The following is a 23,778-nucleotide window of genomic DNA, read 5'->3' on the forward strand; positions in this document are numbered from 1 at the left end:
GAAAGGTCCCGGATCCGCATTCAGGTGCGTGATTCGGGGCCTTTCGGTTGCGTGCTCCTGAGTTGTGAACGGGGGAGACCCGGCGGCTGCGCTCAGCGAGCGGGGGAGAAGGTGATGCCCCAGTGCAGCGTCCAGGTCTCGTCGGGAGCGAGGCGACGGATGCCGCGGCCGCTGTTGAACGCATCAGCCGGCGCAGTCATGGGCTCGATCGCGACCGCGAGGCTCTGCCCGGGATAGGCGGGCGTCGTGTACACCTGCACGTAGTCGAAGCCCTCGCCCTGCCAGAGCGTGACCCGGCGGCCATCCGGGGTGGTGAGGGAGTGACGCACACGGCCGTCGGAGTCGCGCGTGAGATCGGTGAAGCCCGTGTCGAGGGTGACATCTCCCAGCCGGATGCCGTCGCGTAGGGCGGGCTCGACCGGACGGGTACCCGTGGGGAGCATCCGCTCGTCGGTCTCGAAAGCCGTATCGGCTGGGATGCGCAGGACGAGGTCGTGCGGGTCGACGTCACCGACCGTCACGAACGGGTGCGTGCCGAGGGCGACCGGCGCGGGCGTGGTCGAACGGTTCGTGAGCGCGTGTGTCACCTCGATGCCGTCGGCGGTGAGCGTGTACGTCACGGTCGTCTCGACCAGATACGGGTATCCCGTCTGCGGGAAGACGGTCGCACGCAGCACGGCTTCGCTGTCGTTGTGCGACACCTCGTACGCCGTGAACCGCAGCAGGCCGTGGCTCGCGTTGTTCAGTTTCGGCTCGGTGATCGCGAGCCTCCGTGCGGTGCCGTCGTCGTTCCATTCTCCGTCGCGCACGCGGTTCGGCCAGGGCGCGAGGACCACGCCGGAACAGGCCGGGGTGGGCAGGGCGAGCGGATACGGCGGCACGAGGTCGACCCCACCGATACGCAGCGAACGCAGGGAGGCGCCGACCTGAGCGATCTGCGCGTCCACCTCGCCGAGTCGGAGGGTGATCTGGGCGCCGGTGGGGGAAGCGGTACTCACCTCGACATCGTACGGCCACGATCGGGTCGGCACTCTCTCAGGAGCGTCGGCTACACTTGACCGGTCGGCTTCGGACACCCGCGCGTTGGCGCGGACGTTTTATGTGTGTGAAGTGTGAGTCCAGGGGCCGATGGTGAGCGTCGCTCGACGCTAATCAACCATCACATGAATGGCCCCGGCCGCTGACAGTCCGGAACCCCGCTGGTCGAGTTCGACCAGGCGCAGGGTGCTTGCGCGTGCGCGCGGCGCTGTTCTCGTGCGAGAACACAGAAAGACACGCAATGCCGAAGAACAAGAAGCCCCGCGGCGGACGTCCGTCCGCGAACTTCGAGCCGCGCTACGGCGCGAAGAAGACCTCCTTCCACGATCGTCACAACGGCGGCCCCGCCCGTGACGGTGCGCGCGATGAGCGCGGCGGACGAGCGGATGCCGGCGACCGCCGCACTGCTCCCGCCGCAGGCGGCTACGACCGTCGTCCCGGCAGCCGCAGTGCCGGTCACCGCGGCTACCGTCCGGCCGAGGCCGAGTCGGGCGCGCCCAAGCAGCGTTGGGGCGCCTCGGAGCGTGCCGGCCGTGACGAGGCCCGTGGCATCCGCAACCGCGCCGAGTCCGGTCGCCGTGAGGCGCCGCACCACCGCAACGACGAGCGCTCCGAGCGCCCGCGCTTCAACGACCGGCCGAGCGCCGGCGGCCGTTTCGACGACCGCCCGCGTCGGGACGATCGTGGCGGACAGCGGCCGACCGGACCGGGAACGTACCGCGACGAGCGTGGCGGCGATCGCCCCCGGTTCGACCGTGACGACCGCGCGCGTCGCGACGACCGCGGTGCCGGCAGCCAGCGTCAGGGCTTCCGCGACAACGACCACCGCGACGGCGGACGTCCGGTTCGCGACGACCGACGTGGCGCCGAGCGTCCCCGCTTCAACCGCGACGAGCGTCCGCGCCGCGACGACCGTGCAGGTGACCGCACCCGCTCGAACGACCGTGGTGCCGAGCGACCCGAGCGTTCGTTCGACGCCGATCGTGCGCGCCGTGCCTTCGACCGCGACCGCACGCAGCGTTCGTACGAGGGTGGCCGCGACGAGCGTTCGCGTCCGTCGACCGGTGGCGCCTACCGCACCGAGCGTCCGCGCCCGCTGACCTCCGACACGCGTGGTCGTCCGGCCCGCAACGAGCGTCCGAGCCGCAACGACTGGAACGCCACCAGTCGTCCCGCCTCGACCGGAGCGAAGTTCGCACCCGGCGACGACGTCGTGCACGAGCGCCTGGAGGCGAAGTCCGTCGCGGCCGTCGAGGTCGATGGCGTGACCTTCGGCGACCTCGGGCTCGGCTCGAACATCGTCGAAACTCTCGTCGGCATGGGCGCGGCCACGCCGTTCCCGATCCAGGCCGCCAGCATCCCGGCCGTCCTCGCCGGGCGCGATGTGCTCGCCCGCGGCCGCACCGGCTCCGGCAAGACGATCGCCTTCGGTGCGCCGCTCGTCGAGCGCGTGCTGCAGTCGCAGGCCGGCAAGCGCCGTGAGTTCGGACGGTCGCCGCGTGCGATCATCCTCGCTCCGACGCGCGAGCTCGCGCTGCAGATCGACCGCACCATCCAGCCGATCGCCCGCAGCGTCGGCCTGTTCACCACGCAGATCTACGGTGGTGTGCCGCAGGGCCGCCAGGTGGGTGCGCTCAAGAAGGGCGTCGACATCGTGATCGGTACCCCGGGCCGTGTCGAAGATCTGATCAACCAGGGCAAGCTCGACCTCTCGGACTGCCGCATCGCGGTGCTCGACGAGGCCGATCACATGTGCGAGCTCGGATTCGTCGAGCCCGTGCAGCGCATTCTGCGTCACACCGCCGACGGCAGCCAGAAGCTGCTGTTCTCGGCCACGCTCGACCGTGAGGTCGCGGCTCTCGTCGACGAGTTCCTCGTCGACCCGGCCGTCTACGAGGTGGCAGGGGAAGACCAGGACTCCAGCACGATCGAGCACCGCGTGCTCGTGATCGAGCACCGCGACAAGGCCGACATCCTCACGTCGCTCGTCGACCGTGACGGCAAGACCCTGGTCTTCGCCCGCACCCGCGCCTACGCAGATATGCTCGCCGAGCAGTTCGACGATGCCGGCATCCCGGCCGTCTCGCTGCACGGCGACCTGAACCAGGCCAAGCGCACGCGCAACCTGGAGCGTCTGACCTCGGGTCGCGTGAACGTGCTCGTCGCCACGGATGTCGCCGCCCGCGGCATCCACGTCGATGACATCGACCTGGTCGTCCAGGCCGACGCCCCCGACGAGTACAAGACGTACCTGCACCGTTCGGGTCGCACGGGCCGTGCCGGTCGTTCGGGCCGCGTCGTCACGCTCATCACGCGTCAGCGTCAGCGTCGCATGACCGAGTTGCTCGACCGGGCCGAGATCGACGCACCGTTCGAGAACGCCCGTCTCGACGATGACGTGATCGAGGAGATCGCCGGTCGCGTGCCGACCGCGGCGGACCTCACCTCCTGATTCGGTCGGTCGCCGACCGCGCACGACTCAGGACGAGCCTGCCGAAAGGCCCCGGGAACGCGGTTCCCGGGGCCTTTCGCCGTCGTCTCTCGGGAGTCGCGGTGTCGTCCCGGGTCATGCGAAGCTACCCTGAGAGGGTCTCGGAAACCTGACCTCTGCGGTCGGTGCGGGCGCGAGAGGAGGAACACGATGGGCGTCGTATTCCCAGCGGAGTCATTCTCGATCACGACCGCAGACGGAGACATCGTCATGCTGCGTATCTGCGATCTGTGCGGTGCGGCTGTCGTCGAGGCCGACGGCACCGATCTCGCGTTCCACAAGCGCTGGCACCGGATGACCGGTTCGGGCAACTGGATCGACCCTGATACCCGCCGCCACCACGGTCCCACGAGCCCGTTCACTCCACACGGATCCGTCTGACGGGAGGCCAGGGCTGCGGTCTCATCGCGAGACCGCAGCAGGGAGCGTCGGTCAGGACAGCTCGTGCATGTGCACGGTCGAGGTCAGGCTCGTGCCGTTGAGGTCGAGGTAGATCACGCCCTCGGCCCGCGTGAGGGTCATGGTGTTGCGACGCTCGATCAGCGCGGACGCGGTCTCGATGAACCCGGGGTCGAAGCTGTACACGCGGATGTCCTCGCGGCGATGGATGCGCTTGTCCGTCCACTGCGCCATCACCTTGGCGGGGTCGCGGTGGGTGTAGACCACGGTGCGTTCGGCGAGTCTGCTGCCGTAGTGCAGTCGCTCGGCGTCGGGCGCCCCGATCTCGACCCAGGCGGTGATGAGACCGGTGAGGTCGCGCACGAGCACGGCAGGCTCCTCGGTCGAGGAGATGCTGCCACCGAACGCGATGCCGTCCGCGAACTCGAGTCCGTAGGCCAGCACGCGGGTGAGCATGTAGGCATCGGTCTCGGACGGATGCCGCGCCGCGCGCAGCGAGTAGTCCTCGTAGACGCCGCGATCAGTGTCAGCGAGCTGCACCTCGAATGTGTGGACTGTCGAACCGATCGCCATGATCCCCGAGCCTACGCGGCTGCGGGAGGGGAGCCCGACCGCACGGTCAGAAGAGCATCGGCTGTGCGGGCGGTGCCTCGGCTCGGGCACTGGGTGTGAATCTCACCGCTGCTGCCGCCGCAGCCGCGGTCGCCGGACTCGTCTGCACGTGGCCTTGCCCCGGTCGGAACCCGCGGCGGGAGTAGTCGTCTTCGTGGCGGCCGTCCAGTCCGTGGGCGCGGATGAGCGGACGGGTCCGCTTGGCGAGCCACTGTCGGTACCCCTTGGGTGCCTCGGCCGAAGCTCCCGGATACAGCCCCCGGTACGACGAGACGAGGTCGGGGCGATTCGCGTCGAGCCATTGGAAGAACCACGGCTTCACACCCGGTCGCAGGTGCAGGGCTCCGTAGATGACGTTGCGCGCCCCCGCCTCTTTGATGCGCACGAGGGCGCTGTCGATCGCGGCGAGCGAGTCGGTCATGTGCGGCATGATCGGCATGAGGAACACCGTCACGGGGAATCCGGCATCGGCCAGCGCCCGCACGGTGTCGAGCCGGGCCTGCGTCGTCGGCGCCCCGGGCTCGATCGCCTTCTGCAGTTCATCGTCGTACATCGCGATCGACATCTGCACATCGATCGGCACCCGCTTCGCGGCCTTCACGAGCAGCGGGATGTCTCGGCGGATCAGCGTGCCCTTCGTGAGGATCGAGATCGGGGTGCCGGATGCCGCGAGCGTCTCGATGATCCCCGGCATGAGCTTGTAGCGCCCCTCAGCCCGCTGATACGGATCGGTGTTCGTGCCCAACGCCACGGTCTCGTGCTCCCAGCTGCCCTTGCGCAGCTCGCGTGCGAGCACTTCGACGACGTTCACCTTCACGACGATCTGCGAGTCGAAGTCGGACCCGCCGTCGAGGTCGAGGTACTCGTGCGTGCCGCGGGCGAAGCAGTTGTGGCTGATCACGCCGTTCGCGATGAAGTCGCCGGTCCCCGTCGTGATGTCGAGGAGGTCTTGCGATTCCCCGAGCGGGTCGATCGCGGTCACTCGCAGATCCGATGCCGTCTTCACGGCGGTGCCGATGAGCGTCATCTTCCGGGTGATCGCGGGTGCTGTCATCGCGAAGAACCGCTGTCGGCTCGGCAGTCCGCCGACGACACGGACGTTGTGAACTCCATTGGGGCGGACGGGCTCGACGATGTGAGGAATGCGAAGCCTGCTCATGCCGTCATCGATGAGGCCGATGATGTCGGCGTCCTTGTTCGAGATTCGAAGTACCCCGCGGGAACAGCTTCCCTCGGCGTCGAAGACGCCGGCGAGGAACCCGGCGAACCAGTGATCGTCCGGTTCATCGGGAGTGATGATGAGCCGCTCGATCTTCGTCACGCCTGCTCGCGCGGCGGTGTGTATCGCGTCCGCGGGGCTTCGGTTCGCGCTCTCCGCAGTGAAGGGGCGCAGTCTCATGGGCACTCCTTCCGTGTCGAGATACTCGCGGGTGCGCTCCAACGCCTCCCGGTCGATCAGCGCGAGTCGGAACATGTTGATCTCCCGAGTCCGGGTCGTGCTCGGGTAGGTGCCGTGGAAGATCATCCCATCGCCCCGAATCATGCCGGCGAGGTACCCGCGGCGATACTCGACGGAGGCATGGTCGATGTCTCCATGCGCGCTCCCGATCCCGAAACCCATCAGTCGATTGTTCGTCGTGAGATGAGGGCGCTGTCCCGACTCCGTATCGGAGACGTGCTTCCACCCGCGTTCCGTCAAGAATCGGTGGTCACCGCTCGCGACGATCTGAGTACCGTCGGCGAGGGTCACCTGATACGCAGGTTTCCGCGTAGACCACTTTGCCTGGATCGATGTGCGCACGTATCGCCGGTACCTGCCCACCTTCTCGGTGCCGATGATCTCGTCGCCGATCTCGAGGTCTCTGAGCGGACGTTGGCGGCCGTCAGCGCAGAGGATCATGGTGTCGGGCGATACGCAGTAGACGCAGGCATGCGAGCATCCGCGATAGGGGTTGATCGTCCAGGCGAACGGCATGCGCGAGGCGCCGGGTACATGATTCAGGGCCGACTTTGACAGCACCTCGTGGAACGTCATGCCGGCGAACTCGGGCGTGGTCACCGACCGCAGCACGCTCGACCGGTCTTCGAGACCGGGGAGCGCCGCCGCATCCGTCTCTCCGAGTTTCTGCCCCTGCCACCTCATTCGACAATTCGAACAGAAAGACGAGGTTAACGCAAGCGACTCTGCGATATATCTTCGAATGAGAAGATGGACCAATGCCCTTCCTGCCGCACGCTCAGCATGCGGCTCCGCGGTCCCCGATCCGCGGACCCGCATTGCCGATCGGCGTCGCCGTGACCGCAATCGGCGTCCTGCTGTCGATCGGTTCCGGTCCGGTGCCGTCCTCCGGCGCCGACCCGATGCCGGTGCCGGTCGCGGTCATGCAGGTCCCGCCGGTCAAGGTCGCTGCGACGACAGCCGCCGATCCCTGTGCCGAGCCGTCGGTGCAGCAGGCGATCGCGAACGGTGACGATGCGGGCACGATCGCGGGCTTCGGCGGCGGCGTGGCTTTCCGCGACGCGGTCGTCGCGGGGAATGCTCCCTGTATCTCGCTCACTGATCCTGCGCGCCTCTGGGTCGTGGTGAACAAATCGCTGCCGTTGAACCCGCCCGAGTACGAACCGGCGAACCTCGCCTCGATACCGTTGCAGCTGACGACTCCGTCCGGACGCGTGCGCTCCGACGTCGCCGACGCCGTCGGCCAGATGGCGGATGCGGCGGCCGCTGCCGGCGTCGGACGCATCGGTGCGAACAACGGCTACCGCTCCTACGGGCTGCAGGTGACGACCTACGGCTCCCACGTGCGCTCGCAGGGGCAGGCGGATGCGGATGCCGGCTCAGCGCGTCCCGGTCACAGCGAGCATCAGACGGGTCTCGCGCTCGACGTGGTGGCATGCGGCTCGGCGTGTGGCGGGCTCGACGGCTTCGGCGGGACGGCACAGAGCGATTGGGTCGCAGCTCGCGCCTGGGAGTACGGATTCATCGTGCGCTACGAGCAGGTCGGCACTCCGGTCACGGGCTACGCGCCGGAGCCGTGGCACCTCCGCTATGTCGGGGTCGACCTCGCCGCGGCGTATCACGAGGGCGGATTCCACACGCTCGAGGAGTTCTTCGCGCTGCCCGCCGCCCCTGATTACTCGCACTGAATCGGGGAGGAGCGCTCCGGTTGCGGCATCCGACAACCGCGGTACCCAGTGTCACCGTTTATGGGATGCATTCTCACAACGTCCTGTCCTCGACTCCCTCTGCGACATAGAATCGCCGGAGCAACGATGCATGAGACGTTCAGGAGGACGGCATGGAACGCGACATCTACGACGAGGATCACGAGGCATTCCGGGACCTGGTCAAGGACTTCGTCAAGCGCCACGTGACGGGCGAAGCGATCGAGCGGTGGGATGCCGCGGGAGAGATCGACAGGGCCACCATGTTGGCGGCCGGCGAGGCCGGTCTGATCGGACTGTCGGTCCCCGAGGAGTTCGGTGGCGCCGGAATGCTGCAGGACTACCGCTTCCGCACGATCGTCATGGAGGAGGTCATCGCCTCCGGTGCGGGTTCGCTGGCCGGTGCCTTCGGCATCCAGGACGACCTGGCCGTGCCCTACCTCGTACACATGGGAACGCAGGAGCAGAAGGAGAAGTGGCTGCCCCGCATGGCCACGGGTGAGGTGCTCGGCGCGCTCGCCATGACCGACCCGGGCGCGGGGTCTGATCTGCGTGGCATCAAGACCAACGCCAAGAAGGTCGACGGCGGCTACATCCTCAACGGTGCGAAGACGTTCATCTCCTCGGGCACGACGGCCGACGTCGTGGTGACCTTCGTCAAGACCGGTGAGGGCAACCGTCCAGACGCGTTCAGCCTGCTGCTCGTCGAGAAGGGCATGGAGGGCTTCGACCAGGGCAAGAAGCTCAGCAAGATGGGCTTCCACGGCTGGGACACCGCGGAGCTCAGCTTCACCGACGTGTTCATCCCCGACGAGAACCTCATCAGCGGCAAGGAGGGTCAGGGGTTCATCCAGCTGATGCTCAACCTGCCGCTCGAGCGTCTCTCGATCGGCGTCGCCGCGGCCGCGGCCGCGCAGGCCGCCCTCGACTGGACCGTCGCCTACACGAAGGACCGCGAAGCGTTCGGCGAGCGCATCGCCGACTTCCAGAACACCCGCTTCCGGCTCGCCGACATGGCGGCGACCACCGACGCGATGTGGGCGTACATCGACCGCGCGCTGCTCGCCTACAAGAACAGCACGCTCACCGCCGAGGACGCCGCGAAGGTCAAGTTCTGGGCCACCGAGCGCGAGTGGGAGGTGCTCGACACCGGCGTGCAGCTGCACGGTGGCTACGGCTACATCATGGAGTACCCGATCGCCCGCGCGTTCACCGATGCTCGGGTGCACCGCATCTACGGCGGCACGAACGAGATCATGCGCGACCTCGTCGGCCGTCAGATCGTCGGCAAGCGCTGACGCCATGATCGTGAAGAGGCCCCGGATGCGATGTCCGGGGCCTCTTCACGTCTCGGGATCGCCGTCGAGGCGTGGACAAGGGCGGTGCGGCCGGGTTCAATCGAGGACATGACACACGCGCTCCCGCAGATCCTGGATGACCACGTCGCGCGAGGCACCGCTCCGGGGATCATCGGTGTGCACGGAGACCCGGGCGGGCGGGTCGAGATCGTCACGGCCGGCGATCTCCCGGCGGATGCGATCGTTCGCATCCAGTCGATGACGAAGCCGATCCTCGCGGTCGCGGCCCTGCGTCTCGTGCAGGAGGGGCGGCTCGGACTCGACGACCCCGTGGAGCGGTGGCTGCCCGAGCTCGCCGCCCGCCGGGTGCTGCGCGCACCGGATGCTCCTCTCGATGTCGCCGAGCCCGCGACGACGTCGATCACGCTGCGGCACCTGCTCACCAACACCTCCGGGTACGGCGTGCAGGTCGTTCCGTCGCCGCTGGCGGAGGCGATGATCGGGAACCGGACGGCTGCGGGGCAGGAGCCGGTCGCGATGGGGGCTCAGGAATGGCTGGAGGCGATCGCCACGCTCCCGCTCGCATTCGAACCCGGCACCGGATGGCGGTACCACCACTCCTTCGGGATCCTCGGGATCCTGCTCTCGCGGGTGGTCGACGGTTCGTTGGAAGATCATCTGCGACGCGACCTCTTCGCCCCGCTCGGCATGGTCGACACCGGGTACACGGTGCCCCTCGATCGGGCGCACCGGCTGCCCGCCGCGTATCGCCACGATGGTGGGACACTGGTCGAGATCGAGCCCGCCGCCGGGGGATTCTCCGTCGCGCCCGCTCCGTTCGACCTCAGTCATTCGGAGCTCGTGTCCACCGCAGCCGACTATGCGGCTTTCGCGGGGATGCTCGCCGCAGGGGGACGGCATGACGGCAACGTCATCATCGACCCCGAACTGCTCGCTCTGATGCGCACCGACCAGGTGTCGTCGAGCGCGAAGACCGACGACAGCTTCTTCCCGGGGTTCTGGGAGGGCACGGGGTGGGGATTCGGCGTCGCGGTGCAGACCGCGGGAGAGCACGCGGGTCGCTACGGCTGGTCGGGCGGGCAAGGGACAGACTTCTGGATCGATCCGGATGGCTCGTATCGCGTCGTGCTGAGTCAGGTCGAGATGGGCCCGGAGATCATGGGGCTGTTCGCCGACGTGCAGTGACGCTCTCCGGCGCCATGGGGCATCCGACTGGCGCACTCTTGCCGGCGAGGCGTCGCTCGATGTTCTCAGGATGCCGGTGCACCGGTATTCATTCGAACACAGCTTCGAATGTCGGTCGTGGTCGCGGTAAAGTCAAGTATGTCGAAACTGACCGCGTTGCACGAGGCGATGTCCCGTCTCGATGAGGCGTGGTCGGATGCGGGTGACTCGGGAGAGCTGTCGCGTGAGCAGTTGATCGAGGTGAGTGAGTCGATCGGAGTGCTGCGGCGTCGGTTGGATGCGGTGCATGTCTCGGTGGCGGCGTGTATCTCCCGCGAATCCCGCCCGGAGCTCGGGGCTGAGAGCCTAGCCAAGCAGCAGGGCTTCCGCAACCCGGCGACGTTGATCGCCGTAGCCACGGGGGTGTCGACGGGTGATGCGTCGCGTCTGGTCAAGGTGGGTGAGGCGACGGCCCCGCGGAGTGATCTTCTGGGGGCGCGTCTGCCGGCGAAGTATCCGTTGGTGAGTGCGGCGCTGGATGCGGGTGCGCTGGGTGCTCCGGCGGCGGCGTTGATCATCGCGGCGCTCGATCGGTGCCGGGTTGCCGCGGGGGTGGATCGCGTCGCCGAGGGGGAGCGGATGCTGGCGGAGAAGGCGGCAGGGCTCGCGCTTGATGATGTGCGCACGCTCGTGGTCCGGGTGGAAGCATGGCTCGACCCGGATGGGTTGGAGCCGAAGGAGGAAGAGCGGCGTGGCAAGCGGGCGTTGTCGCTGTTCGAGCGTGATGGCATGGTGCATCTGAACGCGGTGCTCGATGTGGAGACCGCGGCGCCGGTGGTGACGGCGATCCGGGGGTTCGTGACGGCGGCATTCGCTGCGCGCAAGGATGCGCCCGATGGGGACGCGCCCGATGCGGATCGGCGGACGGTGCCGATGATCCAGGCCGATGCTCTCGCCGTGTTCTGCGCGCACGTGCTCGGGTGCGAGCAGCGCGTTCCGGTGGCCGGAGCGACCGTGATCGTGCGGATGGACCTCGACGACCTGGAAGCCGGCACCGGATCGGCGACCGTGGACGGTGTCGATCAGCCGGTCAGTATCGGAGCCGCACGGCGGATGGCGGCCGGGGGTGGGGTGATCCCCTGTGTTCTCGGCGGCGACAGTGAGATTCTCGACTGGGGTCGGGAGAAACGGTTGTTCACCCGGGCGCAACGCCTGGCATTGGTGGAGCGGGATGGGGGATGCGCGATGTGCGGGTTGCCACCGGAGATGACGAAGGCGCATCACATCCGCTGGTGGAAACGCGATCACGGGCCGACCGATCTCTCCAACGGAGTGCTGCTGTGCGAGACCTGTCACCATCGCATCCACGACAACGGGTGGGAGATCCGCATCGACGCTGCCGGGAGCGGGACCGCGAGCGGAAGTGGAAGTGGGAGCGGGAGCGGAGGGCGGGTGTGGTTCATCCCGCCTCGATATGTCGACCCCGCGCGAACCCCGAGGCTCGGCGGGCGCGCACGCTTCGACATCGCCGCCTGACGACTCAACGCCCGCCTGACGACGCCGCGAGTGATGACGACGCGAGCGATGACGTCGATGCGTGACGTCTGCGGCTGCGCTCGCAAGGTTCAGCGGTGCTTGCGGACTCCGGCCCTGTCGCCACCGGTCGCACCGACTCCGGCCCTGCCGAGACCGGTCGCACCGACTCCCGCCCTGCGCAGGCGGTCGGCGATCAGGATGCCGAGGGTCGTGCCGCCAACGCAGCTCGCGATCGTCACGGCGAAGAACGCGATTTGGGCGAAGAGCGACATCGACCCGAGGTCGAACCATGCCCACGCTGAGATCGGGTACACGATGCCGACCGCGACTGCACCGAGATAGTGCATCCACGTGCCCCAATAGCGCCAGAGCACGAAGAGGAACGGTAACTCCGTGAATGCCGCCCACCAGAGGTTGGTCAGCACGCTGCGGAAGCCGTATCCGGAGAACGGCACCATCACCAGGCCGGCGATCAGCGCCACCAGCAGTCCGACCAGCGGACGACGCAGAAGTCGCAGCGCTGTCACCGACGGCAGCAGCCAGAGACCGGCGAGCGCCATGCCGACGAAGGGCAGCGGGCCGGTCAACAGGGTTGAGAACCAGTTCATCGGTGCGAGCAGCACCGCTCCCGCGACGCCGAATGCCGCGCAGGTCAGCAGGATGGCGGTGGGGAAGCGGAACCGTCCGCCGGTGCGGGGCGTCCGGCCCGCGGCATCCGCGCTCATGCCAGGGGCTCCGCCGCGGCCTCGCGGGCGGCCTTCGACGCGGGGGAGGCCGCACCGATCTTCCAGTATCCGCAGAAGCTCACCGCGTTCTTGTCCACCCCGCGCTCGCCGACGAGGTGCTTGCGGGCACCGGAGGCGAGCGCCTGCTCACCCGCCGCGTACGCATGGAACGGGGCCTCGGGCAGGACTGTGCGGCCGAGGGTCTCCAGAGCGAGGGAACCGGGGGCGACATCGTGCGGACGCACGATCCACACGACCTCGACGCCGGCGGGATGTGCGAACTCCAGCGCATCCTCGTCGCTCGGTGTCTCCACGATCGCGGTGCCCACGGCGTCCACCGGCAGCGAGGCGCAGATCGAGGAGATCGCGGGCAGCGCCGTCTCGTCGCCGACCAGCACGACCCGATCCGTACCGCGCTGCGGGTTGAAGGTGAGGCCCTCGTCGATGATCAGCACGTGCTCGCCCGGCCGGCAGGTCTCGGCCCAGCGCGACGCGGGACCCGCCGTGCCATCGACCGCCGAGCCGTGCAGCACGAAGTCCACGTCGATCTCGGCGCCGGCCTCGCCGGCGGCGGGACGGTATGCGCGCACGCTGTAGTTGCGCATCACCGGACGCTCGCCGTCGGGGATGCGCAGGAACTTCAGATATCCGAACATCTTGTTCGCCTTGGCGGGTACCCGGTCGAGCCCCGCGTCGCCGCCGATCGGCAGGAACAGTCGGAACCACTGGTCGAACCCCATCGGGCGGAACTTCTCGATCTCGCCGCCGCCGAGCGTCACCCTGATCCAGTGCGCCGACAGCCGTTCGCTGCGCAGCACCACCAGGTGGATGAGCTCGGTCGATTCGGGCTTGACCATCTTGCTGAATGCCATCGGGCGCCTTTCAGGGAAGCTGCCAGGGGAAGAACGCGACGAAGATGGCCGCAGACGCCAGCAGGGTCGCGAGGGTGAAGACGGTGTCGCGTCTGCGGAACGGCACGAGGTGCCGTTCGGTGCGGGTCGGATGCGCGCCGAACGCGCGCGAGTCCATCGCCAGCGCCACGCGCTCGGCATGACGGATCGCTCCGGCGAGGAGCGGCACGATGTACCCCCACCCGCGGGCGATGCGGGCGAACGGCCCGCGTCCGCCGTGGTACCCGCGCACCCGGTGGGCTGCTCGGATCACGGCGAGCTCATGCCCGAACCGCGGCACGAACCGGAAGGCCGCCAGTGCCGTGTAGCCGATCCGATACGGCACCCGCAGCTGCTGCACGCTGGCGCGCACGAGGTCGGGTCCACTGGTCGTGAGCCCGCCGACGAGCGCGAGAGCGACGATCGATCCGAGCCGCAGCGCCGTCGCGAAGCCGATCAGGAGCGCCCCGCTGTAGAGCGTCCAGCCGCCGATCCGAAGGACGGGGGAGGTGTCCGCGACGAGTCCGACATCCACCCACAGCGAGAACCCCACGCCGATCAACAGCATGCCGGCGGGCAGGCCGAGCAGTAGCAGGGCGAAGAGTCGACCCGTGAGGCGTGCCCCGATCAGGATCAGGGCGTAGGCGAGCGCGAGGAAGGCCGCAGGGGTGGCCAGATCCCGTACGAAGACGAGCAAGATCATCGCGGGCGCGAAGCCGGCGACCTTCGCGAGCGGGTTCAGCGCATACAGGAACTGCCGCCGTGACGTCGCCGTCATCCGTGCGTACGGGTCGAACGCCGATGCCGTCACGAGGTCACCTCGAGACCGGCCGAGGCGAGCACGCGCTGCAACGCCGGCAGGCGCAGACCCGCATCCGCGAACAACTGTTCGTCCCGCAGCAGGGTGGCCGTCGGGCCGACCGCCCGCACGCGTCCGTCGGCGAGGATCACGACATGGCTGGTGTGCTCGGCCACGAGCTGGAGGTCGTGCGTGACGATCACGACGGTCGTGCCCTCCGCCCGCAGGCTCTGCAGCAGATCGAGGAGCTCGGCGGCCCGCGCGCGATCCTGTCCGAAGGTGGGTTCATCGAGCGCCAGCACACGGGGCCTCGTGATCAGCGCGGTTCCCACCGACAGGCGCCGCTTCTCGCCGCCGGAGAGCAGGAACGGATGCACGTCCGCCTTGTGCTCCAGCCCGAAGCGGATGAGCATCTCGTCGACACGGGTCGAGATCTCGGTGTCCGGCACATGTCGCAGCCGAAGTCCGTGCGCGAGCTCATCGAACACCGTGGGCGCGATGAACTGGTGCTCCGGGTTCTGGAAGACGAACCCGATGCGTGCGGCGAGATCGCGCGGGGACGCCGTGCCCGGATCGACGCCGTCGACCGACACCTGGCCGCGTGGTGGGGGCACGACGCCGGCGAGCGCCTGGATCAGCGTGGTCTTGCCCGCGCCGTTCGCGCCGACGATGGCCGTGAGGCTGCCGGGTGCGAGGTCGAGGTCGATCCCGTGCAGGATCTCGGTGCGGCGTCGGCGCACGGTCAGCCCACGGGCGCGGATGATCGGCTCGGCGATCGCCGGTTCCTCGCCTGAAGGGAGAGAGTTCTCGTCGGCTGTGGCGGGAGCGGCACGGGACGAGGCGCCTTCTCGATCGAGCGCGGCGGCGAGCTCCTGCGGCGACAGCGGTAGCGGGTCGAGCGCGAATCCCCGCCCCCGAAGGCGGAGTGCCGCCAGGGTCGCCGCCGGAAGCCACACGCCCACCCGGACCAGCTCGTCGGCATGGTCGCGGATGATGTCGGCGGCCGGTCCGTCGAACGCGACGCGACCTTCACGGTCGAGCACGATCGTGCGCGTGACGAACGCCATCGCCGCGTCGAGGTTGTGCTCCACGAGCAGGATGGCCCGGTCGCCGGCCGCGACGACCTCGGCGAGGGCGGCGTACACGTCGTCGATGCCCTGCGGGTCGAGGTTGGCCGTCGGCTCGTCGAGCACGATCAGCGGAGAGCCCATCGCCAGGGCGCTCGCGATCGCGAGTCGTTGACGTCCGCCGCCGGAGAGATGATCGGGGTTCTCATCGCGCCGTTCCCAGAGTCCGACCCGACGCAGAGCCTCCTCGACGCGACTCTCGACGACGTCGAGTGGAAGACGCAGGTTCTCGGGGCCGAACGCGACCTCGTCGTAGACGCTGCCGGTCACGATCTGCGCATCGGGGTCTTGGAAGACCATCGCGACGTGCGTGCTGAGCGTGGCCGTCTGCGCGTTCGCCGTGTCGATACCGCCGGCTTCGACGGCGCCGACCATCGTCGCCGGGAGGGCATGGGGGATCAGTCCGTTGAGCGCGAGCGTGAGTGTCGACTTGCCGGAGCCGGAGGGTCCGAGCAGCAGCACGACCTCGCCGGCATCGATGTCGAAGGTCACATCGCTCGGCGAGGGGTGCGCCGCATCGGCGTGGGTGAGGGAGAGGTCACGCACGCGGAGCAGGGGCGCGGATGGGCGCACGGCGAAGTCCCGGGTCGGTGGATCGTACCCCTCTAACTTAGCTGAGCCTTACCTGATTCACCACGCTCGAGGAGAGGCTACCGGCGGGCGACGCCGGCGCGACGGAGTGCCGAACCGATCGCGAGGCCGACCGCGGTCCAGGCGATCGGTCCGAGCACCGAGATTGCGAGGTAGAGGATCTGTGCCCACACCGGCATGACCGAGAGGTGCGCGGCGAAGAACACCACGACCGCCACGAAGACGCCGATGATCGCCGCCGAGATGAAGAAGCGCCACGGCCCCCAGGAGCGATAGCGGGTGAGGGCGGCCACCCCCTCCTGGATCAGGCCGAACAGCAGCGCGGTGCCGATGAAGCGCAGTGCCCAGGCCGGGTTGAAGGCGCTCGCGATCAGGGCGGCGAACACATGCGTGATCAGCGCGACCAGCGGCAGACGCAGCACTTCCTGCGCGATGATGCCCGGAAGCACGTGCGAGCCGAGCACGAGCCCGTAGAGGAACAGCAGAGGACTTGCCAGCAGCACGGGCGTCACCCATCCCGCGATGCCCGCGAGGATGCCCGTCGCGACGCCGATCGCCGCGCAGACGAGCAGCATTCGGGTCGACAGGACGGAGGTACGGGCCACCTCTCCAGCTTACTGTCGACCTATCGGGAGGGCGGCCGTGGATAACCCTGGTCGATCGGCGATGGCCGATTGGTCGATCGGCCAGATCTCGCGTCGAGCGCCGAGGGCGGGGCTATGTTGGCCGCGGTGCAGCAATGCGTTGCACCCTGATCATCGGGAGCACCACATGGGTCGAACACCCCTCCGGATGGCAGCGGCCACCACCCTGGCCACGCTGTTCATCGCATCGACGGCAACCACCGGCTACGCGGCGACGGAGGAGGTGACAACCCCCGTCCCCGTCGCAGGCACCCCAGGTCACTACATCGTGGTCATGAAGGCGGATCCGCTCGCCACCTACGAAGGCGATGTCAAGGGGCTGAAGGCGACGAAACCCGCAGAGGGCGAGCAGCTCGAGGCGCAGTCGCAGGACTCGCAGCGGTATGTGGAGCACCTCCAGACCGAGCAGACCGACCTCGTCAGTGATCTCGGCGTCACCCCGGACACGACCTATCAGGTCGCGCTGAACGGGTTCAGCGCTGACCTCAGCGGCGAGCAGGTCGACGCGCTTCGGGCGTCGAAAGACGTCCTCGGCGTGTACCCGGATGAGATCCGTCACCCCGATGCGCAGACCTCGACCGACTACCTCGGACTCGGCGATGACCGCAAGGGACGCGGTGGTGTCTGGCAGCAGACCGGAGGGGTCGACAAGGCCGGCGAGGGCGTCGTGGTGGGGGTCATCGACACCGGGATCGCGCCCGAGCACCCCTCGTTCGAGGGCAAGAAGCTCAAGAAGCAGAAGAAGCAGAAGAGCGGCCAGCCCTACACCGACGGCACGTACGTCTACTTCGACAAGTCGGACGGCAGTCGATTCCAGGCCGCGATGGTCGAAGGCCAGGACTGGGATGCGAGCGACTACTCCACGAAGCTCATCGGTGGACAGTACTTCTCCGCCGGAGCCGAGGCAGCCGGGTTCGACTTCCAGTACGACTACCTCTCGCCGCGTGACGGCGATGGCCACGGCTCGCACACCGCGAGCACCGCTGCGGGCAACTTCAAGGTCAAGGCCAGCATCGAGAACGTCGACTTCGGCACGATCTCGGGAGTCGCGCCCGCGGCCAAGATCTCGGCCTACAAGGCCTGCTACGTGGGTCCTGACACGACGGTCACCACCGACGACATCTGCGCACAGAGCGACCTGATCGCCGCGATCGACCAGGCCGTCGCCGACGGCGTCGACGTGATCAACTACTCCATCGGTGGCGGAGCCGCCAGCACCGTGATGGCTCCGGAGGACCTCGCATTCTTCAACGCCGCCGCAGCCGGCGTCTTCGTCGCGACCAGCGCCGGCAACGACGGGCCCGACCCGGTCACTGCCGACCACGCGTCGCCCTGGTACACGACCGTCGCCGCATCCACCATCCCGACCTGGGAGGGCACCGTGCAGTTCGACGGGTTCGCGCAGGCCGGAGCCTCGGTGAGCGTGCCGTTCGGACAGACGATCACCGGCCCGTCCATCGCCGCCGTCGACGCCGCCGCCGCAGGAGCCGTCGATCCGCAGCTCTGCACGCCGGGCACCCTCGACCCGGCCAAGGTCGCCGGACACATCGTGGTCTGCGACCGCGGCGGCAACGCCCGCGCCGAGAAGTCGCAGGTCGTCAAGGATGCCGGCGGCATGGGTATGGTCCTCGTGAACGTGCCCGGTGGCGCCGACTCGCTCGACAACGACTTCCACGCGGTGCCGACCGTGCACCTGAACGCCGTGCACCGCGCCGCCGTGCTCGCATACGTGCAGGGTGGAGTGGATCGTCCGATCACCCTCGTCGGTGAGAACACCACGGGCGTGACCACCCCGACGCCGCAGATCGCGGGCTTCTCCAGCCGCGGGCCGATGCTGGCGGACGGCAGTGACGTGATGAAGCCGGATGTCGCGGCTCCCGGTGTCGCGATCCTCGCGGCGACCGAGAACGCCCCGGGTGAGAAGCCGACCTTCGGCATCCTCTCCGGCACGTCCATGGCGTCGCCGCATGTCGCGGGCCTCGCGGCTCTCTACCTCGGCGAGCGCCCCAAGGCGACACCTGCCGAGATCAAGTCGGCGATGATGACCACCGCCTACGACACCGTGCTGCCCGACGGATCGAAGAACACGAACCCGTTCGAGCAGGGCGCGGGTCAGGTCGACCCGAAGCGGTACCTGAACCCGGGTCTGCTGTACCTCAACGGCGTGAAGGACTGGGCGGCGTTCCTCGACGGGAAGGGCCTGTCGGACTTCCCCGGCATCGACCCCATCGACGGCAGCGATCTGAACCAGGCGTCGATCTCGATCGGCTCGCTGACCAGCGCGCAGACGGTCACCCGCACGGTCACCTCGACCGAGAAGGGCACCTTCACCGCCAAGGCCTCCGTTCCGGGCGTGAACGTCAAGGTCACACCGCAGCAGCTCAAGTTCGACCGCCCCGGCCAGACGAAGACCTTCACGGTGACGTTCGACAACGCCAACGCTCCGGTGGAGCAGTGGGCCACTGGTTCGCTGACCTGGACGAGCGCGAAGAACACGGTGCGCTCGCCGATCGCACTGTTCCCGGTCACGGCCGACGCGCCGGCCGAGGTCACGGGCACCGGTGTCGACGGCAGCACCTCGGTCGACATCACGCCCGGTCTCACCGGAGACCTCGCGCTCGGACTCTCGGGTCTGACCGCGTTCGAGCTGCTCGCCGACGCGGACAACCCCGTCGAGGGCCACTCGGGCGACGAGAAGTCGGGCGATGCGAACAAGGACGTGTCGTGGATCGTGAACGTGCCGGAGGGGACGACGCTCTCGCGGTTCGATCTCGACTCGTCCGACGACAAGGGCAGCGACCTCGACCTCACCGTGTACCGGGTGGTGAGCCCGGACGACCTGCAGTACTACCAGCGCTGGCGCTCGGCGACCGGCTCGGCGGACGAGCAGGTCACGATCCCCTCGCCGACGGCGGGTACGTACCTCGTGGTGGCGAACATCTACTCGACGACGGGTCCGATGACGTGGGACATGTCCTACGCCAACGTGCTGCCTGACGGCGAGGGGGAGCTCACCGCCACGCCGAACCCGCTCGCTGTGGTGCGCGGCACGCAGACGTCGTACGACCTCAGCTGGACCGGCCTGACCGCCGGTACGCGTTACCTCGGGCTCGTGCAGTACGGCGACTCCGATGTCCGCACCGTGCTGACCGTCGACGTGCCGAAGGCGAAGGCTCCGGAGACTCCGGCGCCCGAGACTCCGGCACCGGAGACCCCGGCACCGGAGACCCCGGCACCCGAGACTCCGGCACCCCAGACTCCGGCACCCGAGTCGAGCGCGCCGGCCACGCCCGCGCCTCAGACACCGGCACCGGAGACCCCGGCGCCCCGAGGGGAGAAGCGGCCGTAGCCCCGTAAGCACGACAGCACAGCACCCCGCGGTCCTTCGACCGCGGGGTGCTGTGCTGTCGGTGTGCTTCCGTTCATCGCGTGATCGGCGCCGCTCGTCGCAGCACCCGCTTTCCTCGGCCCCTCCGACGGCATCACCTTCCTAACGTGGGGGAACGCAACGTCGCGTATCCCGAGGAGACCCCCATGACCGCACCTTCGTCGCGCCGCCGCGACGGCGCCGGACTCGTCGACGACGAGCCCGTGATCGTCACCGATCCGAAACTCCCCTCCGTCGCCCTCACCGAGGAGCACCACGAGAAGGCGAACCGCTGGACCCTGCCGAAGATCATCCTGTGGGCCGCGATCGCCCTGCTGGGCGCCGTCGCCTGGACCATGCTCGCGATCGTCCGCGGCGAGACCGTCAACGCGATCTGGTTCGTGTTCGCGGCGGTCTGCACGTACCTGATCGGCTACCGGTTCTACTCCAAGGTGATCGAGAAGTACATCACCCGCCCCGATGACCGCAGGGCCACTCCCGCCGAGGTCCGCCAGGACGGCAAGGACTACGTCCCCACTGACCGGCGCGTGCTCTACGGCCACCACTTCGCCGCCATCGCCGGTGCCGGACCACTCGTCGGACCCGTGCTCGCCGCGCAGATGGGCTACCTGCCCGGAACGATCTGGATCATCGTGGGCGTCGTGCTCGCCGGAGCCGTGCAGGACTACACCGTCCTCTTCTTCTCGATGCGCCGCGGCGGACGCACGATCGGCCAGATGGCCCGGCAGGAGCTCGGCAAGATCGGTGGCACCGCCGCGATTATCGCCTCGCTGCTGATCATGCTGATCATCGTCGCGATCCTCGCCCTCGTCGTCGTCAACGCACTCGGCGAGAGCCCGTGGGGCGTCTTCTCGGTCGCGATGACCATCCCGATCGCGCTCTTCATGGGCGTCTACCTGCGCTACCTGCGTCCCGGCAAGGTCACCGAGGTCTCGATCATCGGCTTCGTGCTGCTGATGGCCGCCATCATCGGGGGCGGCTGGGTCGCCGGCACCGAGTGGGGTCAGGCGATCTTCCACCTCGACCGCACCACGATCGCCTGGGGCATCATCATCTACGGCTTCATCGCCGCCGTGCTCCCGGTCTGGCTGCTGCTTGCCCCGCGTGACTACCTGTCGACCTTTATGAAGATCGGCGTGATCGTCATGCTCGCCGGAGCCATCGTCCTGGTGCGCCCCGAGATCACCGTCCCCGCCGTCAGCATCTTCGGCGAGAACGGCATGGGGCCGGTGTTCGCAGGTCCCCTCTTCCCCTTCCTCTTCGTCACCATCGCGTGCGGAGCGCTCTCCGGGTTCCATGCGCTGATCGCCTCGGGCACCACACCGAAGCTCATCGAGAAGGAGCGCCAGACGCGCTTCATCGGCTACGGCGGCATGCTCATGGAGTCGTTCGTCGCGATCATGGCCCTCGTCGCCGCGATCTCGATCGACCAGGGCATCTACTTCGCGATGAACGCACCGGCCTCGGCGACGGGCGGCACGGTCGAAGGGGCCGTCGCCTTCGTGAACTCGCTGGGCCTGACGGGGGTGAACCTCACGCCAGAGATGCTCACCGGCACGGCGGCCGCGGTCGGTGAGGAGTCGATCGTGTCCCGCACCGGTGGCGCCCCGACACTCGCGCTCGGACTCGCGCACATCATGCAGCAGGCCCTCGGCGGTCAGGCGCTCATGGCGTTCTGGTACCACTTCGCGATCATGTTCGAGGCGCTGTTCATCCTCACCGCAGTGGACGCCGGTACACGCGTCGCCCGCTTCATGCTGCAGGACTCGATCGGCGCCTGGTTCCCCAAGTTCCGCGACGTCTCGTGGCGCCCCGGCGTCTGGATCTGCACGGCGATCATGGTGGCCGGCTGGGGTGCGATCCTCATCCTCGGTGTCACCGACCCGCTCGGCGGCATCAACACCTTCTTCCCGCTGTTCGGCATCGCCAACCAGCTGCTCGCCGCGATCGCGCTCGCCGTGGTGCTGGCCATCGTCGCCAAGCGCGGCCGCAGCTATTTCAAGTGGCTGTGGATCATCGCGCTGCCGCTCGCGTTCACCGCGGTCGTGACCATCACGGCGTCGCTCTACAAGATCCTCTCCCCGGTCCCCGCCATCGGCTACTGGGCGAACCACTTCAAGTACGTGGCGGCCCGCGACTCCGGTGATACCGCGCTCGGTGAGCCGGCGGTTCTCGACGCGGTCATCCGCAACACGGCCGTGCAGGGCACACTGTCGATCATCTTCGTGACCCTCGCCATCATCGTGATGGTCATGGCCGTGATCGTCACGATCAAGGCGATCCGCAACGGCGGGGGTGAGAACACCGAGGACGCCCCCGTGGCCTCGCGCCGCTTCGCCCCCGCGGGCTTCCTGCCGAGCGCCGAGGAACGCGAGCTCGAGAAGCAGTGGGAGCCGATCCTCGCCGATGAGCGCAAGGCCTCGACCCACTGAGATGGCCGACACCATGAGTCGGACGGATGCCGCGACCACCCTCCTGCGCGCTCTGCGGGGCGCCGTGGGACGGGTGGGCCGCGGCATCCGCTGGTACATGACGAACCTGATGGGCGACAGCGCCTACGCGACCTATGTCGCCCATCAGCGCCGCGTGCACCCGGACGAGGAGCCGATGACTGAGCGGCAGTTCTGGCGGGAGCGGATGGACGACCAGGACCGCAACCCCGGTGCCCGCTGCTGCTGACGCGTCGTGCGGCTCCGTAGGCTGATCCCATGACCGACGTCGTTCTCGCAGCGATCCTCGGCGTGCTCGGCGGCATCGTGCTCTCGGTGCTCCTCCTGCTCGCACGTCGACTCGCGCGCGGGGCCGCCGATCTGGGGAGCGATGCCGAACAGGCCGCCCTCACCGGCCTGCATCAGGCGAGCCTGGCCGCACCGCATCTGCGGGCAGGTCTCTCCGCCCCCGATGTCGTGAAGGCCGCACGGCATCTGCGGGTGCTGCTCGGCAGTGCGGCGGTCGCGATCGTGAGTGCCGAGGGCACCGTGTCGTTCGACGGTCCGTCCGACGGGCTGGAGTCCGCCGCCCGCCGCATCGCCACCCAGGTCGGTGCTTCGGGTCGGCGGCAGGTGTTCCCGGCGCCGGGGAGGGATGACGACCTGGAGGCGGTCGGGGCTCCGATCCTCGTGGACGGCCGCGTGGCGGGTGTCGTCGTGGCCTTCGCCGCACCTGTCAGAGCCGCCCTCGTGCGTGCGGCGGAAGAAGTGGCCGACTGGTGCGCGGCCCAGGTCGAGCTCGGGGGACTCGATGCGTCCAGGACGCAGCTGGCCGAGGCGGAGTTGCGGTCGCTGCGGGCGCAGATCTCCCCGCACTTCATCTACAACGCCCTCACGGCGATCGCGTCCTTCGTGCTCACCGACCCCACGCGCGCCAGAGAGCTGGTGCTCGAGTTCGCCGACTTCACCCGCTACTCCTTCCGCCGCCAGGGGGAGTTCACCACGATCGCCGAGGAGCTGGGCAGCATCCACTCGTACCTCGAGCTCGAACGTGCGCGCTTCGGCGACCGCCTGCGGGTCACGCTGCAGATCGCTCCGGAGACGCTCGCGACGGTCATCCCGTTCCTCTCGGTGCAGCCGCTGGTGGAGAACGCCGTCCGTCACGGTCTCGAGCCAGGCGAGGGGGGAGGGGAGATCCGCATCGCCTCGCGCGACGACGGCACCCACACCGAGATCACGGTCGAGGACGACGGTGTCGGCATGGACCCCGAGGCACTGCGGGCGACCCTCACGGCGGGCGACGACGGCGTGCACGTGGGGCTCCGCAACGTCGACACCCGGCTCCGCCAGCTCTACGGTGCGGACGGAGGCCTGGTGGTCGAGACGAACACCGGCGCCGGTACCCTGGTGCGCATGCGGGTCCCGAAATCCCAGCCGCAGCACGACCCGGACAACGACTGA

18 protein-coding genes are annotated in these 23,778 nt (G+C 68.6%); 10 read left to right on the forward strand and 8 right to left on the reverse strand.

Going from position 1 to position 23,778, the window contains the following annotated elements:
• Positions 1-92: 92 nt before the first annotated feature.
• Positions 93-998: an aldose 1-epimerase family protein gene (locus tag ACFVWL_RS09645; RefSeq protein ID WP_387181666.1), complete on the reverse strand. Its 906-nt coding sequence runs from the start codon at positions 996-998 to the stop codon at positions 93-95.
• Positions 999-1,279: 281 nt separating this feature from the next.
• Here ACFVWL_RS09645 and ACFVWL_RS09650 point away from each other — a divergent pair, with 281 nt between their 5' ends.
• Both ACFVWL_RS09650 and ACFVWL_RS09655 read left to right on the forward strand, forming a co-directional pair.
• Entirely contained in the window at positions 1,280-3,490 is a 2,211-nt protein-coding gene (locus tag ACFVWL_RS09650; protein WP_387181668.1) for a DEAD/DEAH box helicase, read from the forward strand.
• Positions 3,491-3,679: 189 nt separating this feature from the next.
• Positions 3,680-3,910 carry a histidine ammonia-lyase gene (locus ACFVWL_RS09655; RefSeq protein ID WP_387181671.1) on the forward strand — a complete coding sequence of 77 codons (231 nt, stop codon included), beginning with the start codon at positions 3,680-3,682 and terminating at the stop codon, positions 3,908-3,910.
• Positions 3,911-3,961: 51 nt separating this feature from the next.
• Here ACFVWL_RS09655 and ACFVWL_RS09660 read toward each other — a convergent pair whose 3' ends face one another.
• Both ACFVWL_RS09660 and ACFVWL_RS09665 read right to left on the reverse strand, forming a co-directional pair.
• The gene (locus tag ACFVWL_RS09660) at positions 3,962-4,501 is read right to left on the reverse strand and encodes a YaeQ family protein (RefSeq protein ID WP_387181674.1); all 540 of its coding nucleotides are present in this window, start codon (positions 4,499-4,501) and stop codon (positions 3,962-3,964) included.
• Positions 4,502-4,547: 46 nt separating this feature from the next.
• Complete coding sequence (locus ACFVWL_RS09665; protein WP_387181677.1) at positions 4,548-6,683, reverse strand: intein-containing Rv2578c family radical SAM protein; 2,136 nt, start codon at positions 6,681-6,683, stop codon at positions 4,548-4,550.
• 74 nt (positions 6,684-6,757) lie between these two features.
• Between ACFVWL_RS09665 and ACFVWL_RS09670 the strand changes: the two genes are divergently transcribed.
• The 4 genes from ACFVWL_RS09670 (at position 6,758) to ACFVWL_RS09685 (ending at position 11,724) form a co-directional block, all read left to right on the forward strand.
• Positions 6,758-7,687, forward strand: a complete 930-nt coding sequence (locus ACFVWL_RS09670) for a M15 family metallopeptidase (RefSeq protein ID WP_387181680.1) — start codon at positions 6,758-6,760, stop codon at positions 7,685-7,687.
• Between the two features lie 152 nt (positions 7,688-7,839).
• Positions 7,840-9,003 carry an acyl-CoA dehydrogenase family protein gene (locus ACFVWL_RS09675; protein ID WP_387181683.1) on the forward strand — a complete coding sequence of 388 codons (1,164 nt, stop codon included), beginning with the start codon at positions 7,840-7,842 and terminating at the stop codon, positions 9,001-9,003.
• Between the two features lie 108 nt (positions 9,004-9,111).
• On the forward strand, positions 9,112-10,209 hold the full coding sequence (locus tag ACFVWL_RS09680) for a serine hydrolase domain-containing protein (protein WP_387181686.1): 1,098 nt from the start codon (positions 9,112-9,114) through the stop codon (positions 10,207-10,209).
• Between the two features lie 138 nt (positions 10,210-10,347).
• On the forward strand, positions 10,348-11,724 hold the full coding sequence (locus ACFVWL_RS09685) for a DUF222 domain-containing protein (protein ID WP_387181689.1): 1,377 nt from the start codon (positions 10,348-10,350) through the stop codon (positions 11,722-11,724).
• An 89-nt stretch (positions 11,725-11,813) separates the two neighbouring features.
• Here ACFVWL_RS09685 and ACFVWL_RS09690 read toward each other — a convergent pair whose 3' ends face one another.
• The 5 genes from ACFVWL_RS09690 to ACFVWL_RS09710 form a co-directional block, all read right to left on the reverse strand.
• A complete protein-coding gene (locus ACFVWL_RS09690; RefSeq protein ID WP_387181692.1) occupies positions 11,814-12,449 on the reverse strand; it encodes an ECF transporter S component in 636 nt (211 codons plus the stop codon).
• Positions 12,446-13,321 carry a siderophore-interacting protein gene (locus tag ACFVWL_RS09695; RefSeq protein ID WP_387181696.1) on the reverse strand — a complete coding sequence of 292 codons (876 nt, stop codon included), beginning with the start codon at positions 13,319-13,321 and terminating at the stop codon, positions 12,446-12,448. Before ACFVWL_RS09695 ends, ACFVWL_RS09690 begins: the two co-directional genes overlap by 4 nt.
• A gap of 10 nt (positions 13,322-13,331) precedes the next feature.
• Positions 13,332-14,150, reverse strand: coding sequence for an energy-coupling factor transporter transmembrane component T (locus ACFVWL_RS09700; protein WP_387181699.1), 819 nt, complete (start codon positions 14,148-14,150; stop codon positions 13,332-13,334).
• On the reverse strand, positions 14,147-15,838 hold the full coding sequence (locus tag ACFVWL_RS09705) for an ABC transporter ATP-binding protein (protein WP_387181701.1): 1,692 nt from the start codon (positions 15,836-15,838) through the stop codon (positions 14,147-14,149). The genes ACFVWL_RS09700 and ACFVWL_RS09705 overlap by 4 nt, the downstream gene beginning before the upstream one ends.
• A gap of 77 nt (positions 15,839-15,915) precedes the next feature.
• Positions 15,916-16,461: an ECF transporter S component gene (locus ACFVWL_RS09710; RefSeq protein WP_387181704.1), complete on the reverse strand. Its 546-nt coding sequence runs from the start codon at positions 16,459-16,461 to the stop codon at positions 15,916-15,918.
• 166 nt (positions 16,462-16,627) lie between these two features.
• Here ACFVWL_RS09710 and ACFVWL_RS09715 point away from each other — a divergent pair, with 166 nt between their 5' ends.
• The 4 genes from ACFVWL_RS09715 to ACFVWL_RS09730 all read left to right on the forward strand — a co-directional run bounded on the left by ACFVWL_RS09715 (position 16,628) and on the right by ACFVWL_RS09730 (position 23,778).
• A complete protein-coding gene (locus ACFVWL_RS09715; protein WP_387181706.1) occupies positions 16,628-19,849 on the forward strand; it encodes a S8 family serine peptidase in 3,222 nt (1,073 codons plus the stop codon).
• A gap of 185 nt (positions 19,850-20,034) precedes the next feature.
• Positions 20,035-22,320 carry a carbon starvation CstA family protein gene (locus ACFVWL_RS09720; protein ID WP_387181708.1) on the forward strand — a complete coding sequence of 762 codons (2,286 nt, stop codon included), beginning with the start codon at positions 20,035-20,037 and terminating at the stop codon, positions 22,318-22,320.
• A gap of 1 nt (position 22,321) precedes the next feature.
• Positions 22,322-22,567, forward strand: coding sequence for a YbdD/YjiX family protein (locus ACFVWL_RS09725; RefSeq protein ID WP_301113181.1), 246 nt, complete (start codon positions 22,322-22,324; stop codon positions 22,565-22,567).
• Between the two features lie 29 nt (positions 22,568-22,596).
• The gene (locus ACFVWL_RS09730) at positions 22,597-23,778 is read left to right on the forward strand and encodes a sensor histidine kinase (protein WP_387181711.1); all 1,182 of its coding nucleotides are present in this window, start codon (positions 22,597-22,599) and stop codon (positions 23,776-23,778) included.

The organism is Microbacterium sp. NPDC058269 (assembly GCF_042881445.1).
GTDB lineage: Bacteria > Actinomycetota > Actinomycetes > Actinomycetales > Microbacteriaceae > Microbacterium.

Coding starts and splice junctions, on each gene's coding strand:
- ACFVWL_RS09720 (WP_387181708.1), top strand. CDS start 20,035: ATGACCGCACCTTCGTCGCGCCGCCGCGACGGCGCCGGACTCGTCGAC.
- ACFVWL_RS09675 (WP_387181683.1), top strand. CDS start 7,840: ATGGAACGCGACATCTACGACGAGGATCACGAGGCATTCCGGGACCTG.
- ACFVWL_RS09695 (WP_387181696.1), bottom strand. CDS start 13,321: ATGGCATTCAGCAAGATGGTCAAGCCCGAATCGACCGAGCTCATCCAC.
- ACFVWL_RS09685 (WP_387181689.1), top strand. CDS start 10,348: ATGTCGAAACTGACCGCGTTGCACGAGGCGATGTCCCGTCTCGATGAG.
- ACFVWL_RS09680 (WP_387181686.1), top strand. CDS start 9,112: ATGACACACGCGCTCCCGCAGATCCTGGATGACCACGTCGCGCGAGGC.
- ACFVWL_RS09730 (WP_387181711.1), top strand. CDS start 22,597: ATGACCGACGTCGTTCTCGCAGCGATCCTCGGCGTGCTCGGCGGCATC.
- ACFVWL_RS09670 (WP_387181680.1), top strand. CDS start 6,758: ATGCCCTTCCTGCCGCACGCTCAGCATGCGGCTCCGCGGTCCCCGATC.
- ACFVWL_RS09655 (WP_387181671.1), top strand. CDS start 3,680: ATGGGCGTCGTATTCCCAGCGGAGTCATTCTCGATCACGACCGCAGAC.
- ACFVWL_RS09715 (WP_387181706.1), top strand. CDS start 16,628: ATGGGTCGAACACCCCTCCGGATGGCAGCGGCCACCACCCTGGCCACG.
- ACFVWL_RS09665 (WP_387181677.1), bottom strand. CDS start 6,683: ATGAGGTGGCAGGGGCAGAAACTCGGAGAGACGGATGCGGCGGCGCTC.
- ACFVWL_RS09650 (WP_387181668.1), top strand. CDS start 1,280: ATGCCGAAGAACAAGAAGCCCCGCGGCGGACGTCCGTCCGCGAACTTC.
- ACFVWL_RS09725 (WP_301113181.1), top strand. CDS start 22,322: ATGGCCGACACCATGAGTCGGACGGATGCCGCGACCACCCTCCTGCGC.
- ACFVWL_RS09690 (WP_387181692.1), bottom strand. CDS start 12,449: ATGAGCGCGGATGCCGCGGGCCGGACGCCCCGCACCGGCGGACGGTTC.
- ACFVWL_RS09660 (WP_387181674.1), bottom strand. CDS start 4,501: ATGGCGATCGGTTCGACAGTCCACACATTCGAGGTGCAGCTCGCTGAC.